This window comes from Fusobacterium sp. JB019 (assembly GCA_030673965.1).
Taxonomy (GTDB): Bacteria; Fusobacteriota; Fusobacteriia; order Fusobacteriales; family Fusobacteriaceae; genus Fusobacterium_B.
In genome coordinates this window covers 1-16,894 of the sequence record JAUTCN010000014.1, presented here as the reverse complement: position 1 = coordinate 16,894, position 16,894 = coordinate 1, and the positions used below count along the sequence as shown (strand labels likewise).

Below are 16,894 nucleotides of genomic sequence, written 5' to 3'. Positions count from 1 at the left end.
TTAAAAAAGCGTTTGAAAATATGGAATTTATGTTAACTTATTACAGTGGGTAAGCAAATTAAATTGCAATTTTATTATATAATCAGAATTAATTTATATTTAGGAGGGAATAGTAATGAAGTTAAAATGGTTTAGAGTTCCAAAGGATATTGTTTTCGGAGAAAATACAATTGAATATTTATCTACTTTAAAAGGGAAAAGAGCGACATTAGTTACAGGATTTAATTCTATGAAAAAATTTGGTTTTCTTGATGCAACAAAAGAACAACTTGAAAAAGCAGGGATGGAAGTTTCCATAATAGATGGTGTAGAGCCAAATCCATCTATTGAGACAGTTATTAGAGGTGGAAAAGAATTAGCTGAATTTGGTCCTGATTGGATTGTTGCAATTGGTGGAGGATCAGCTTTAGACGCTGCTAAAATAATGTGGGTTTATTATGAATATCCTGATACAAAATTTGAGGATTTAGTTAATTTTAAATTTCCAAAGCTAAGAACAAAAGCTAAATTTGTAGCGATTCCATCAACAAGTGGAACAGCTTCTGAAATAACTGCTTTTTCAGTAATTACAGATGTTAAAAATCATATAAAATATCCATTAGTATCATATGAAATAACTCCAGATATTGCTATTCTTGACCCAGCTCTACCATCAAAAATGACACCTAGTATAACAGCTAATACAGGTATGGATGTAATGACCCATGCTATTGAAGCCTATGTGTCAACTAATGCAACTTCTTATACAGATCCCTTAGCATTAGAAGCAATAAAATTAGTATATGATAACTTATTAATAGCTTATAAAGATGGTGGGAATTTAAAAATAAGAGAAAGAATGCATAATGCATCTGCCCTTGCAGGAATGGCATTTACAAATTCTTCTTTAGGACTTGTGCATAGTTTAGCACATAAATTAGGTGGAGAATTTGGTATAACTCATGGTTTAGCAAATGCAATTCTATTACCCTATGTAATAGAATATAATAGAAAAGCTACTTATAAGTATAATAAACTTGAAAAAGAATTAGGAATATTAAATATAGTAGAAAGTTTAAAAGAATTAAATAAGTCAATAGGAATACCTAATAGTTTACAAGAGGTTACAGAAGTAGAAATCTCACAAGAAAAGTTCAATGAAGTTTTAGAAAGAATGAGTAAAAATGCTTTTGAAGATCCTTGTACAGCAACTAATCCTAGAAATTCTTCTCCAAAAGATGTGGAAGACATCTATAGAGCTGCTTACTATGGAAAAACGGCAAGAAATATATAAAACTAAGGAGAGATTTATATGAAAAAGGGAAGGGCTATTTATCAATAGACCTTCCTTTCTATTTAAGTTTAATTTTTTTTAATAACTTTCATTTTCGTCTATTAACATATTGTATATAAAATATTTAGAAAGAATATCGATTAGTTTTTTCATTTCCTCGATATCTTTTTTTTCGAAAGAAGAGTTATAAAAGTCATTATAGTTTATCCATGAATAAGAGGATGTTAGTTTTACAATTTTTTCGTCATCTATATTTTTTATAATTTTAATTAAAGGAAGTTCTAACATATTTTTTTTATTTAATTTTTTTATATTAATTAGATAATCTCTTATTAAAAATTCAATAGCTTTTTTTAATCCGAGACCTGCTATAGTATCTAACTTATACAATTCAGCAGTTAATGCTTCTTTATAGATTTTTATAAATTTTTTAGAAATCTTTTCTAATTCAGTACTTAATTTTAAATCAAGCTTTCGGTTATATTTATATTCTATTAATTCTGGAATTTTAGTTCCAAATGGTAAATTGTAGGCCATTGTAAAATATTTATTACAACAAGGGCATTGAGCTATTATAGCAAAAGTTCTGGTACTCATATCTGTATCAGTTTTAGAAAGTACATATGGAGCTATTTCCTCTTCGCAAAAAGGGCATTTATTTATTTTAGGTATACTATAAATTTTGTCTATTCCATTTATTTTTATAGATATTCTTTCAAAAATATAATTTTTCATATTATCCCCCCTTTTTTTATAACCTAAATTCTTTTAATATTTAATTATACCATTTTTTATGAATACTTTATTATTTATATTACTTATATTACTTATATTACTTATATTAAAAAAAATTCCTTCAACTTTAAGTTGAAGGAATAGATTTTTTTATTTTCTTATAAGTTTATAAAATTCTTCAAATTTTAATGGAGGATAGAAAAAATTACCTTGAACATATTTACAATTTAAATTTTTAACATAATTAAGTTTTTCTTCATTGTTAATTCCAGTATAAATGATAGGAATTTTATTTATATTTGAAAAACTAATAATTGATTTAATTATTTCTTTTTCTAAATCATTTTTTTCTAAATTATCAAGAAAACTTTTGTTAAATTTAAGGTAATTTAAATTTAATTTATCAATGTTTTTAATAGAAAGAAATTCATTTTTAAATAAATCTAAATAAATATTAAAGCCTAAACTTTTAATTCTATCTATTTTTTCTATTAAACTTTTTAAATCAGATTCAAGTTTTATATTGGATAATTCAATTTTCATCAAACTACGTTTAAAATTATATTTGTTTAAAATTTCTAAATAACTATGAGTATATTCATTTTCAAAAAAATTGATAGGAAAATCAAAAGATATAGAAATATCTTTAATATCTTTAATATTTAAAAATTCTAATTTCTTACAAACATCTTCCATTATATAAAGATTGAGCTCGTTAATAAATCCATTTTTAATGAAAATAGGATAAAATATTTCATTTGGAACAATTCCAAAATCAGAATTTTTCCAAAGGATTGACACTTCAGCTCCAATGATAGAGTTAGTTTCTAAATTAATTTTAGGTTGATAATAGATTTTAAATTCTTTATTTAAAAAAGCTTTTTTGGCAGAATATTTGATCTTTTCATTAAATAAATTTAATTTTTTATAGTTATCTTTATAAAAATATGTAATTGAAGAAAAATATTCAGGATTAAATTTTTTAGTGTAATAACAATTGGAAATAGCTTTTTCTAAAGAAATAGTTTCATTTATTATAAAAATTCCATTTTTAAAGATAATATCAATATCTTTATTAAGCTTATTTTTAATCTCTTTATTAATTTTAGATTCAACAACAGTGAATCTTTCTTTTAGTAATTTAGTATTATTAAATTTTCCAAATCCAATAAAACTTTTTAAATCTGTTCTACAAAAATACTCAGAAGAACCTAGGTTATTTTGAATAGTATCATTAATTAACTTTAAAATTATATTTTTGTATTTAAAACCATATATTTCACAAATATAATCTAAATTACTAACTTCTAAAGAAATTAAAAAGTATTGCTGAGTGCTAATATTTTTTAAAATAGGTTGAACTTTCTTTTCGAATTCATAAAAATTATAACTTTCAGTAATTTCATCAAAAGTTTTAAGGTTTTTAAAGTTGATTATAGATTTATATCTAAAATAAAATAATAATATTATAATGAAAAATAAAGCTAAAATAAGTTCATAAAAAATTAATAATTGTGTTTTAGATATATTTATTTTATTGAAAAGGCTGAAATTATCATCATAAATTTTATTTTTTAATACAATTTCATGAATGGTATTTTCATCTAGATTACATATAGTTTTATTAATTATTGTAGAAAAATAAAAAGGTAATTTTTTAGAAATAGCAAGGGATTTTAAATGCCTGTAAGGAGCTAAATCTATAATTAAATTTTTATAAGTATTATTTCTTAAATAATAGTCAGCTACATCAGATTCTAAAACAGTAAAATTATTATTGTTTTTATTAATGTTTTTTAATAAAGTATTAATATGGCTATAATTTGATATTTTTTCAAAATTATAATCATTTAAGACATTATATAAAACAGGTTTTGAATTTTCTGAAAAAGCAGCAGAAAATTTATTTGAATTAGATATATTTTTATTTTTTATAATATAATACCGTGAATTATAATAAGGGACAGAAAAGTAGAAAGATTTATTAAAATGATTTTCATAACTAACTCCTCCCATAATATCTAATTTTCCTTGTTTCATTAACTCTTTAGCTTCTTCAATATTAGTAACAGGAATTTTATTTATTTTTAGATTTAATTTTTTAGATATAATATTAAGAATATCTACATCAATTCCTTTAATATGAGTTCCATTTTTTCTAGATAGATATCCATTATTAGGAATAAACCCAACATTTAGTATTGGAAGATTTTTTAAAAAAGTTTCTTCTTCTTTATTTAATTTAAATTCTAGTTTTTTAATTTTATTTTGGTTTTCTGTAAAAATTTTATTAAGAGCATAGTTTACTTTGTTTAATAAAGTAGTATTTCCTTTTTTTGTAACAAAATATGTTTTTTCAAAAGAAAAGTTAAAGAGTATCTTTTCAAAATCGTATATAGGTCTTACATTATCATCTATAACAAAATCTAAATATTTATTTTTTAAAGCACGAAACATAGCTCTTTTATTTTTAAAAAATATGATTTGACTTGAAATATTATTTTCTTTTAAAATCTTTTTTATTTTGGTTTCATTGATAGTTGATTTAACACAACCTATTTTCTTATTTTTTAAAATAGAAAATCCTTTATCAGGAGTGACATTGTTATCTTTATAAGTAGAAATCATAGAAGAGATTCTTCCTATATTAAAGAATGAGTAATCAAAATAATTAGCTCTTTCTTCAGTGAAGGTTACAAATCCAAGCAAATCAATTTCTTTACTTTTTAATTTTTCTGTAAGAGAGTCCCAATCATCGTAAACATATTCGATTTCTAAATCTGTATATTTTTCAATAAGTTTATAATATTCATCAAGATAACCATTAGTTTTATTGTTGTGTAATACAGGATTATCAAAAACTCCAACTTTAACAATATTTTTTTGGGAAAAAGTATTGTTAAAATTAATTAAAAATGTAAAACAAATTAAAAAAGATAGAAAATATTTTTTTATTATCATAACAAATTCCCCCCATTCTTTTGTTTTAATAATTAAATTAGAAAATATTTATTGCAAGGTCTTCCTCCAGTTTCATAATCTATCTCAAACTCTAAACTGTCATGTTCAACTAGATAATTTAAATATCTTCTAATTGTAACTGCAGATAGATTAAGTTCAGCAGAAAGTTCATCACTAGTTATTTTTTTATGTAAATGTTTTTTAAAGTATTCTATTATTAAATCTAATGTTTTAGGATTAATTCCTTTTTCATATTTCATTTTATTTTTTAGTGGAGAAGTTGTTTTTTTGTTATTAAATAAAGAATCAATTTGATTTTGATCGAAGGCCTTATCTTTCTTTAGAACTTCATATTTTTTAAAATATTTATTAATAGCCTCTTGAAAACGATTAAATTCAAATGGTTTAACTAGGTAATCAAGAGCTCCAAAACGAACAGCTTTATTAATACTTTCGTAATCATTTGCAGCAGTAATCATGATAATTTCAGTTTGAATTCCTAATTCTCTTATTTTTTTTAGTAAAGAAAGACCATCTAATTTTGGCATAAAGCAATCAACTAAAGCTAATTGTATATTAGAATTTATTTTTAAAAATTCTAAAGCGTCAGCTCCATTTGAAAAAGTTTTAATTAATTTAATATTCTCATTAGAATTTAAATAGTTTTTATTTATTTCTAAAACCATAGGATCATCTTCAACGATTATAGTATTTATCATAAGTTTAAACCACCTCTCATTTATTTTTTTTAAGAATAATTGTTATAGATGTACCAACATCAATCTCAGAGTCAATGTTAATCATTCCATTTTTTTTGTCAACTATATTTTTAATTAAATCTAGACCAACTCCTCTATTATTTCCCTTAGTAGAGAATCCTCTTTGAAATATCTTTTTTAGATTTTTATCAGGAATTCCAATTCCAGTATCATCTACAGTGATAATAAAAGCTTTATTTGTACTAGAGATAAATAAATTTATTTCTTTATCATCAGAATTTTTATTTTGATTAATTGAATCAATAGAATTTTCTAAAAGATTACCAATTATTGTAACTAAATCTTGGTTGTTTATGTAATCATTATTATTTGGCAAAAAACTTTTTTTATTTAAAGTTAAATTTATATTACATTCTTTAGCATAGTTAAATTTTCCATAAATAAGAGCGGCAATAATTTTGTTTTGTATTACTTTTAAAATAAATCCAAAGTTATTAGTAGAACTACTAATGGAAGAAATATAGTTTATTGCAGCATCTATATCTTTAATTTCTAGTAAACCAAGGATAACATGCATTTTGTTTTTAAATTCATGAGTATTTGCTCTTAAAGCTTTTACAAGATGATTAGAACCAGTTAAATCTTCTGCTAATGAAATCATTTCTGTTTTATTTTTAATAAGTAAAATAACTCCAGATATTTTATTATTTTCCATAACAGGTAATTTAGTGATTAGCATATATTTTTGTTTAAGATAGATTTCATTATTTATTTCTGGTTTTCCAGTTTCAAGTATTTTAGAAATTTTTGCTTCTGGGAATAAAGTATAAATATTTTTTTTATATGAGGTTCGATTATAATCTAATAAATTTTTTGCAGTTTTATTTAAAAAAGTAATCTCACCCTTTAAGTTAGTTGAAATAATACCTTCATCAATAGAATCTAAAACATTGTTTCGAATTAAGAAATTTTCTTTAAAATCACTAGGATTATATCCTAATAAGAATTTTTTTATTAATTTTAATTTTAAATTTAAGATTAAAGTTCCAAATATTAAAATACAAAGACTAAGTAAACCATATGTTAAAGCTAATTCTTTAAAAGAAAATAAAGCATTTTCTTTTAATGCGGAAACAGAAATAAATCCAATAAAATCATCATTTTTAGAATATATTTTATTAAATGCAATTTTTTGAAGACCTAACTCATCTTTAAAATTATTAATAATGGAATTATCTTTTCTTTTTAATATTTTTTCAAAATCAAAGTTAGTTTTAGTACCTATTTTATTTTTATTAATGTGATAAAACCTTACTCCATTAGTGTCATTTAAAGTAATAACATCAATTTTAGGGTTATAGATAATTATATGGTCTAAATAATCATTTAATAACTTACTATTTTTTTTACTTTTAAGAGTTTCTACTACTAAAGAATTTTTTGAAAGTAAAAAAGCAATAGTTTTGATTTCATCTGATTTTTTTCTATTTAAATTTAATATAGTTAAATTATAAGTGATGAAAGCAGAAATAAACATTATTAGTATTAAAGAAATTAAATTTAAAGTCTTAAATTGTTTTATAAATAATTTTTCTGAAAATTTCATAAAATGCTCCTTTCTTAAAAATTAAACTATATTACAGTAATTAATTATAGCATATTTAAAAAAATTTAATAAAGGGTTGTTTATTTATTTTACTTACGAAAGGTTTTATTAATTACAAAATATATACATTTATATGTATTTTTGTAATAATTAACTTAATATATGTAGTTAATAATAAGGGAGTTATATTTTAGATTGAAAGGAGTGGGACTGTGAAAAAAATTAATTTTAAAAAAGTTTTAACTAGTTTAAGTTTATTAATGTTACTAGGATGCGGGATAAACGGTGGTACTAAGGAGGAGAGTATGAAATTAACAAAGGAAGAACTTAAAGTTGCAGGGGATAATAAGAAGAAAATTCTAGAAATATTACTAAGTAAAGCTAGCTATAAAGAAGCTTTTAAATCAGTTAAAGATAATAAAGAAGAAAAAGAAAAATTAGAAGCTTTAGAAAGAGGAGTAGTCAATGATTACTATATTTTATCTAAAGCTGGAGAAAAAGTAAAAGTAACAAAAGAAGAAATAAAAGAAATATACGATGCAAATAAAAAAGATTTAAATGGGAAGAAATTAGAAGAAGTGAGCGATGCTATAGAAAATTTAATAGGAAGAGCTAAATTAAAAGATCAACTTTCAAAAGAAATCCTTATTATAAAAGATAAATATAAGATAGGAGAAGGATTAAGCAAAGAAGAAATAGAGAAACAAAGAAAAGAATTGGATATTGAACTTTCAAAAGCTATATACAAAGAAGCAAATGAAAACTTCAAATCTAAAAAGCAAAAAGAGGAAATGACTGTATTAAAAAGAAGAAAAGTAAATGATTACTATATTTTAACTGAAGCAAAGAAAAATGTTAAAGTAACAGAGGAAGAAATAAAGGAAGTATACGAAAATAATAAAAAAGATTTAGAAGGTAAAAAATTAGAAGAAGTTCATCAAGCTATAGAAAATTTAATTTATGAAAATAAAGTTAAAGCAGAAGTGACAAATGTCCTAAAAAAAATAAATGAGAAATACGATATAGACAAGATTGTAGAAGGATATTTAGCGGAGAACTCTAAAAAATAAATGTGTTTGATGTGAAAAGGAGTGCGGGATGGAAAGATGGAAAAGAATATGTATTGGAATATTTATTTTAAGTAATTTAGCATACTCTACAGATAAAATACAATCAGTAAACATAGAAGTAAATAATACAAATAACCCTTCCAAAGCAGAAAGAGAAGCTTTGGAAGGGGGAGCAGGAGATACATTAATTAATGATGCTGAAATAAAAGTAAACGGAAATGACCCTACAAACAATGCTAACTTAACAGGTATTAGAGGTATAGATGCAACAATAATAAATAATGAGAATAAAAAAATAATTATAGATTCTATAGAAGGTGGAACAGGAATAAATTCAAGTTATTCCTCTGAACCTACAGATCCAAATGCTTCAAATACAGCAACTATAACAAATAAAGGTGAAATAGAAATTATAGGTAAAGAAGTTATAGGTATGATAGGACATGGAGGGAATACTGGTAGTGGTGTAACTATGATAAATGATACTACAGGGGTAATTAATATATCGGATAGTTCTATTTTAGCATCTGGTATGACTTTAAAAGGTGGAACCTCAGAAAATAAAGGGATTATAAATGTTAATGGATATTCTAAAAATTCAGGAATGGAAATATTGCATAATGAAGGTATTGACGGAGTTCAAAAAAATAGTGGAACAATAAATTTAATAGGAAATACTTTAACAGGAATGAATGGTCCAGAAGAAATAGGAGTAACTAGAACTGCAAATAAAACAACTTCTATAAATACAGCTACAGGAAGAATTATAGGAACTGGAAGTTCTTTAAGAGGAATATTATCTTCTAAAGGTGGCCAAGTTGAAAACCATGGAAATATTGAGTTAACAGGAAATATAAATTATGGTCTAGCTAGTGAGAATAAAGTTGTAGTTGGAACTAAAATTGCAGGTTCAGTAATAAATACAGGTAATATAAAAATAACAGGAAACCAAGGTATTGGTATTGTTGGAATAAATATAGAGGGACTTCATAATAGTGGAACAGTTACTATTGAAGGAAATGAAGGTACCGGTATAAAGTATTATAATCTTAATCCAGGTCAGTTACAAAATACAGGAGATGTGATAATTCATGGAATTAATAACTGGGCATTTGCAACAGATGAAGAGAAAAGTTCATTAGTTGAGAGTGTTGGAAGAATATTAATAAAAGATGGATCAAGAGATTCAGGAGCATTTAAAGTTACAGGAACTATTACAAGAGGTATAAATAGAGGAGATGTTGTAGCTGTAAATGGAATTCAAAACAAAATAATTTATGTAGAAGACAACACAAATAGTTCAGGAGTAGTAACTCCAAATACAGGTATTGTTGAAAATCAAGGAAATATAGATATTCAAGGTGGACAGCAAAACTTTGCAGTTCATTCAAAAAATGGAGCTCAAGTTATAAATAGTGGAACAATAAAAATGAATGATACTAATGGTGTAGCTATTTATAACCCTAATGGAAAATCAATATCAAACACAGGGGAAATAACATTAAGTGGAAAAAATCAAATAGGTGTTTACTATGAAAATGAAAATATAAGTGTTTTAAATACAGGTGGTATAAAAATTAAAGGTGAGGGAATAATAGCCTTTGATGTTAATGCTGGAGATTTCACTTCAGGAAGAACAGATTTATATGTATCTTCAGTAGGAAATAAAGAGGTTAAAGTTTTTGGAGATGTTCTTATAGATTCAGATGCAAAGGGATCAATGGGAGCTTTTGCTAGAAACTCTATAAAAAAAGCAATTAATACAGGAAACATAACAATAAAAGGTGTAGATTCTTCTGGATTAGTTGGTTTAGATGGAACAACTTTACAAAATGATGGAAATATTAATGTTGAAACAAAAGAATCATATGGTATTCAAGCAGTAAAAGATGCAACTGTAATAAATAATGGAAACGTTTCTAATACAGCTACTGACGGTGTTGCTATATATATGGGTATAGAGGATAGTAATTTATATATGGATGAAAAGTCAACAGTTATAGGAACAGTTGTTTCTTCAGGTGGAGTTGGAAGATTTTATGGTAAAGATGACTTTTCAAGTTCGACAACTCATAATATAGATTATTCTTTAAAAGGATTTTCTCATATGGATATTACTAGTGGAGAATTTGCTATAAAGAAAGACACTACATTAAAGTCTCCAATTAGAAATACCCTTGCTACAGGGCATGAAGATACTAGTTCATATACTGGAAATTTAGAAATTGCCACAGACAAAACTCTTACAATGGAAGTAGAAGTTAATAGAAATAATGTTGATGGGAATAAATATACAAGTACAGTTCATGCAAATAGTTTAGATATTCAAGGTAAATTATCATATAAGCCACTAGACAGTGTTTATGTTGTAGCTGATGATGTTGATGAAATTGTTGTCCCTAACATTTATACAAATGAAGAAATAAAGGTAACAGAAGATAATATTGAAGTATTGAACTATGTTTCAGGTTGGGAAGGAACTTATAGATTATCTTCAGATAAAACTGATTTAAGTATGGTTTTAAAAAGAAAAACTGGGGGAGATAATTTACCAGATTCTTATAAAAATGGTGTATGGAATTACTCTTATAACTTCTTAGATAAAAAATACTTATCAGAGGCCACAAATCTAAAAGATAAGTTTAAAGTTATAGAAAAAATTCACAATGCAGAGATTCCTTATTATATAGATGCGGGACCAATTGTTAAATCTGGAAATTATAAAGCTGGAGATAAAAAAGGATATTTCTTCTATGATACTTATGGAGGAAAATTAGATAGTTATTATAAGATAAGAGAAAATATAATTTTAGGTTTAGGATTTACAGGTTTAGAGAGCAAGGTTAAATATAAATATAATAGTAGTGAAAAATTAAATTCTTATATACTAAATTTTAATGCAGCTTATCAAATAGAAGATTTTAAAATTGGAGGGTATGTAGGAACTTCTATAAATAAACATAAATTAGAAAGAGGTATCACTGGAAAAGAATATATTGTTAATGCTAATTATGAATCTTATGGATTTAATATAGGACTAGTAGGTGAATATAAATACAGAGTTTCTAGAGATAGTGTAATAAGAACTCACGCTAGTTTGGGTTATTTATTTAATTATATAGAGGGATATAAGGAAACAGGAAACGAATACTATATAATGAACTTACCATCTTTAAGAGAAAATATTCCAAATGTTAAATTAGGAACTAAATGGGAGCATAGGAATCAAAATAGATTTACAGAATTAGGAGTTAATTTAGAATATTTCTTTAATGGGATGATAGATAATAGAAGAGGTTATTATATTTTTAATGAAAAAGCAAAATATGATATTTATTCAGTTAAATTACCAAGATTTATATTAAGTGTTGATTTGAAACAAGAAATAGATATAAATGATAGACTTTCTGTTTATGGACTAATTTCTGCTGAAATGGGAGAAAATTTCTGGCAAGCCTTAGGAAGGGTAGGTGTTACTTATGAATTTTAAAAAATATATAATTATGATTTTAATGGTTATACTGTCAACATCTGCATTTTCTAATATAAGAATAAAGGTTTTGTCAAATTCCACTAAACTTAATAAAAAAATATATACTTATGAGGTAACTGATGAAATAAATGGAAATCCAATAGTTAGAAATTTTTATTTAGTAATTACCAAAGATAAAAATAAAGTTAATAAAAAATTATATACATACAGAAATGTTTTTGACAATAAAGATAAATTTATAATTGATGAAGAAGCTATAAATGAAAAAATATACGAGATAACTACAAAATATGATGACAAAGAAAGAATAGTAAGTACAAATGAGAAATCATATTTAATAAGTCTTGATCATATTGATATGATAATGTATGTTCCTATAAAAACTTTAAAAACAAGTTATAAATATTATTCTAAGAAAGAAAAACAAAAATTAAAAATCGAAGATACAGGAATTATGAAATATGAAAAATTTTATAAAAAGATTTTTTATGGTTCAGGAGAAATAAGTGCTAAAAAATTAGAAAAAATAATTACTTATTTAATTCCTGAGAGTAAGATTGAAGAATATAATATTTTAGATTTAGGAATATTAAAGGAAGAAATTCAAAATAATGATGAAGAAGAGATATTTTTAAGAGGAAGTATAGCATTTTAAAGGAGAAAAATATGAAAAAAACATTTGTAATATTATGTGCATTTCTATTAGTATCTTGTAGTAGTTTTCAAGAAAGAGTGAGAGTTGCAGTTTATAGTATTCCTTTAATGGTTATAGATGATACAAGCGGTACTTTTGATTTTGATAAAAGTACTCTTGCAGAATCTACTTTTATTGTTGAAGAAATAAATAGGGTGTTGATAGAAAGAATAAAAGATAAAAAAGGAATTTTGAAGGTCGTAGGTCATACAGATAACTATGGATCAGATGAATATAATGTAATTTTATCAAGAAAAAGAGCTAACACAATAGCTAATGTAGTAAAAACTTTACTACCTAAAGATAATAAAATTCAATTTTTAATTATTCCTAGGGGAGAAAGTGATCCAGTGGTTCCTAATGACACTGCAGAAAATAGAAGAAAAAATAGAAGAGTGGAATTATTTTTTGATGAAGCTGATAGTTAGAGGGGAGTAGTTTATGAAAAAAAAGACATTAAGTAAGGTTTTTTTATTAGTTGGACTGACATTTGCATTAGAAAATGTATCGTACTCTATCTCTTCACCTCAAAATAATAGTGATAGAGAAATGCAACTGCAAGAAAAACGGCTTGAAGAAAAAAGAATAAAAAATATTTTAAAAAAAGAGTTACAAGAAAAGGAAAAAGTTAAAGAAAAAGAAGATGTACAATTTCAGTCTGGAAGAAAATTTTACATTAAACAAATAACTCTTATAAATGCTAATAAGTTAAGTGTTAAAGAGAAAATAAAGATAGTAAAAAAATATGCAAAGAAAGATTTAGGTATGGGAGATATACATAATTTAGTTAAAGATATAACAAATAGTTATATTAAAAAAGGTTATGTAGCTGCTCGTGTGACTTTACCTATAAATCAAAATATTTCTCAAGGAGAATTAAAATTAAAGATTTTTGAGGGAAAAATAGAAAAAGTGTTAATAATTGATAGAAGTAAAAATAAATCTAAATTAAAGGAAAATTTAAATTTAGTCTTTAAAGAAGGAGATACTGTAAATCTTAAAAAGATAGAGTATTCAGAAGCTAATTTAAGCTCTGCTCCAAATACTCAAGGTAAGTTTAAATTAAATCCAGGTACAAAAATAGGTCAAACTATTATAATTGGAGATGTACATGAAACTAAATTAGGTAGCGTAAATGTGGATTTTGATAATTTAGGTAGTGAAGGCACAGGTAAAAATAGTGTTAAAGTAGGAATGTCTACAGGAAACGTATTAGGAGCTAGTGACACGTTATTTGTTCAAGGTTCTTCTACATTAGATGATGATTCTGTAAGATATAGTAGAAGTGTTTTTGCAGATTATACTCTTCCTATTGGTTGGTGGGAAACAGGGGTTACATATAATTACTCACAAACAAGAAATACTATACCAGGTAAAATAACGAGTTCTTTAAATGAATCTAAAAGTTCTAGTGCTAAATTTAAATTGAATAGAACTTTATATGATGGAAGTAAAGGAAAAATAAAATTAGGATCGACTTTTGCCTTTAAAGATTCAAAAACATTTATAGAAAAAAGTTTTGTTGAGACAAGTAGTTATAAATCAGCTAGTGAGCAAATAGATTTATCTTATAGTGGTATTTTAGCAGGTGGAAGTATTTTTAATAAACTTAGCTATGTGAGAGGTTTAGGAAGTTTAGGAGCTGATAAAGATAAGTATAATAGTCAAGCTAAACGTCAATATGACAAGTTTAAATTTTATACAAGATATTATAAACCATTTACTTTCATGAATCTTGGGTTAGCTTATGAATTTACATTTGATTCACAGTATTCTCCAGATATTTTATATAGTGGAGATAAGATGTCAATAGGAGATGATGTAACAGTAAGAGGATTTAAAGATGGAGTAACTGGAGAAAAAGGTATATATGTAAAAAATCAATTGAATTATACTTTCTTAACAGAATCTAAAAATCCTATAGCTAGACAATTAAATCAAACTAAATTTTATGTAGGAATAGATTATGGATTTGTAAAAAATAGTTCAAATAAAAATAATCCAAAATATTTATCAAACGAAGAAATTGCTTCAGTAGCTTTTGGATTATATAAAGATATTAGTTTTGCTAATATAAGTGTAAGTTGTGGAATACCAATTTACTATCCAGATTACTTAGAAGTAGATAAAAAAGGTAGAATATATTTAACAGGAAGTATGAGTTTTTAATATAAAAATACTTCTCCAATTAAATTGGAGAAGTTTTTTTTACTTATGAAAGGTTAGCTTAATTAAGTAATATATACATATATTGAATCATTTGTAATAATATGTGTAAGAATGAAAATAAAGTATAAATAATAATTTTTATGTGTTTTTAATAAAGGTATGAGGTGGTCATATGAAGAAAAAAGATTTGGATAGTAAGAGTAAAAAAATTATAGGTGGTTTAATAAGTTTGGCTATTTATAATTTAGTTAGTCCACTGGATGTTGTTTCTTATGCAGCTGGTGTTATTGTTGATGAAGATGCATTAAGTAAACATCAGGCTATAATAAGAAAAACAAAGAATAATATTGATCAAGTGGATATAGTTACACCTAATGAGAGAGGTTTATCTCATAATAAATTTTTAAAGTTTAATGTTGATGAAAATGGAATGATCTTAAACAATTCATCTCAAATGACGTTAACAGATTTAGCTGGATTAATTTATGGAAATCCTAATATTGAAGCTGGAAAAGAAGCTAAAACAATTTTATCTGAAGTTACAGGTTTAACAAGATCTGAAATAGAAGGTTTTATAGAAATAGCTGGAAAAGAAGCAGAGTTCATATTAGCTAATCCTAACGGAATATATTTAAGTAATGGTGGATTTTTAAATACATCTAAAGTAACTATGACTACAGGTAAATTAGTTGATGAAATTAATGAAAATGGTGGAATAGTTTTCAAGATAACTGATGGGCAAGTTGAGTTAGCAAGTGGAGGTTCTATTAATATAGCAAGAGTTGACTATTTTAATATAATTTCAAAAGCTTCAAAAATAGGTGGAGCACTTCATAGTGGAAGAACTGAAAATAGATCAACTAAGGAAATAAAAATATTAACAGGAAGCAATACTTTTAACTATGAAACTGGGGAATACACAAGTGAAGAAGGTGCAACTAGTAATTATGAGTATGGAATAGATGCTAGTGAATTGGGAGCAATGTCTGCTGGAAAAATTACTTTAATTGCTACTGATAAAGGAGTTGGAGTAAATAGTAAAGGTCAAATGGTTGCTACAATAGATGATTTAACAGTGGACTCTAAAGGTAATGTATTATTAAAAAATGCAGCTACTAGAGTTGGAGATATAAAAGTTAATGTTGAAGGTGACTTTACTCAAGATGGTAATAAGGGATTAATTTTAGCTGAAAAAGATCTAAAAGTTAATGCTACAGGAAAAGTATCATTTAAAGGAAATGATGGCTATGCTAAGGGTAAAGATAATGTTAAAATTTCAGGTAAAGAGTTAGAAGTTAGCAATGGAAGTACGTTAATATCTATGGATGAAGACCAAAATAGGGTTCAAAATGTAGAAATAAATACAGAAAAAGTTAATGTATATGGAGAAGACTCTTTAATAGTTTCAGGAAAAACATTAGACATTAATGTAAAGTCTAAGTTAGAAGATGGAACAATTTCTTATACAGATAATAATCAAATATACAATGAAGGAACAATAATAGCTGCAAATGTAGATATAGACGCAGGGAAAATTTATAATAAAAAAGCTATTACAGGAAGAGATATATTAAATATAGCATCTAAAAATATTGACAATGCAGGTAAAATTTTAGGCGTAAATAAATTAAATATTTCAGGAAATGGTTCCCTAACTAATATGGAGACAGGGGAATTATCTTCCAATGTATTAGTAAATATAGATGGTTATAACGATATATTAAATAGTGGAAAAATTTTAAGTGGATCAGAGTTAAATATAATTAATTCTAACTCTGTATTAAATTCAGAGACAGGTAAAATTCAATCTTCTAGAGAAGCCTTGATTTCATCAACTTCTTTAGATAACAAAGGAAGTATTTATGCAGCAACTAGATTGAATATAAATTCAGATAGTTTTACAAATGAAGGATCAACGTATTCAGAAACTACTAATATTTCAGGGAAAACTTCAGGAAAAGGAAGCTTAATTAATAAATCTTCAGGTAGAATTATTTCTACAGATGAGACAAATATAACTTCCTCTGAATTGGTTTCAAATGAAGGATCAATAAAAGGTAATGGAGTAACAATAAATACAGAAAACGTTAATAATGATGGAACTATTGTTGCTGGAGATAAATCTTTAGATATTGATGCTAGTAAAAATATTACAAATAAAGGAACATTATTAT

At 24.9% G+C, this 16,894-nt stretch carries 11 protein-coding genes; 7 read left to right on the top strand and 4 right to left on the bottom strand.

What is annotated here, in order from left to right; translation table 11 throughout:
* Positions 1–115 precede the first annotated feature (115 nt).
* Positions 116–1,273: an iron-containing alcohol dehydrogenase gene (locus Q7K47_08315; GenBank protein MDP0507202.1), complete on the top strand. Its 1,158-nt coding sequence runs from the start codon at positions 116–118 to the stop codon at positions 1,271–1,273.
* 78 nt (positions 1,274–1,351) lie between these two features.
* Here the strand turns inward: Q7K47_08315 and Q7K47_08310 are convergent, their stop codons facing one another.
* The 4 genes from Q7K47_08310 to Q7K47_08295 all read right to left on the bottom strand — a co-directional run bounded on the left by Q7K47_08310 (position 1,352) and on the right by Q7K47_08295 (position 7,294).
* Complete coding sequence (locus Q7K47_08310) at positions 1,352–2,008, bottom strand: hypothetical protein (protein ID MDP0507201.1); 657 nt, start codon at positions 2,006–2,008, stop codon at positions 1,352–1,354.
* A 150-nt stretch (positions 2,009–2,158) separates the two neighbouring features.
* Positions 2,159–4,969, bottom strand: a complete 2,811-nt coding sequence (locus Q7K47_08305) for an EAL domain-containing protein (protein ID MDP0507200.1) — start codon at positions 4,967–4,969, stop codon at positions 2,159–2,161.
* A 32-nt stretch (positions 4,970–5,001) separates the two neighbouring features.
* On the bottom strand, positions 5,002–5,688 hold the full coding sequence (locus Q7K47_08300) for a response regulator (GenBank protein MDP0507199.1): 687 nt from the start codon (positions 5,686–5,688) through the stop codon (positions 5,002–5,004).
* A gap of 16 nt (positions 5,689–5,704) precedes the next feature.
* A complete protein-coding gene (locus tag Q7K47_08295; GenBank protein MDP0507198.1) occupies positions 5,705–7,294 on the bottom strand; it encodes an ATP-binding protein in 1,590 nt (529 codons plus the stop codon).
* Positions 7,295–7,506: 212 nt separating this feature from the next.
* Between Q7K47_08295 and Q7K47_08290 the strand changes: the two genes are divergently transcribed.
* The 6 genes from Q7K47_08290 to Q7K47_08265 form a co-directional block, all read left to right on the top strand.
* The gene (locus tag Q7K47_08290; GenBank protein ID MDP0507197.1) at positions 7,507–8,364 is read left to right on the top strand and encodes a hypothetical protein; all 858 of its coding nucleotides are present in this window, start codon (positions 7,507–7,509) and stop codon (positions 8,362–8,364) included.
* A 28-nt stretch (positions 8,365–8,392) separates the two neighbouring features.
* A complete protein-coding gene (locus Q7K47_08285) occupies positions 8,393–11,854 on the top strand; it encodes an autotransporter outer membrane beta-barrel domain-containing protein (protein ID MDP0507196.1) in 3,462 nt (1,153 codons plus the stop codon).
* Positions 11,844–12,512, top strand: a complete 669-nt coding sequence (locus Q7K47_08280; protein ID MDP0507195.1) for a hypothetical protein — start codon at positions 11,844–11,846, stop codon at positions 12,510–12,512. Before Q7K47_08285 ends, Q7K47_08280 begins: the two co-directional genes overlap by 11 nt.
* A gap of 11 nt (positions 12,513–12,523) precedes the next feature.
* Positions 12,524–12,979 (top strand): OmpA family protein, encoded by a 456-nt coding sequence (locus Q7K47_08275; protein MDP0507194.1) that lies wholly within the window; start codon positions 12,524–12,526, stop codon positions 12,977–12,979.
* 13 nt (positions 12,980–12,992) lie between these two features.
* Positions 12,993–14,720, top strand: coding sequence for a ShlB/FhaC/HecB family hemolysin secretion/activation protein (locus tag Q7K47_08270; GenBank protein MDP0507193.1), 1,728 nt, complete (start codon positions 12,993–12,995; stop codon positions 14,718–14,720).
* Between the two features lie 172 nt (positions 14,721–14,892).
* The coding region (locus tag Q7K47_08265; GenBank protein ID MDP0507192.1) for a filamentous hemagglutinin N-terminal domain-containing protein at positions 14,893–16,894 on the top strand (2,002 nt) is incomplete at its 3' end.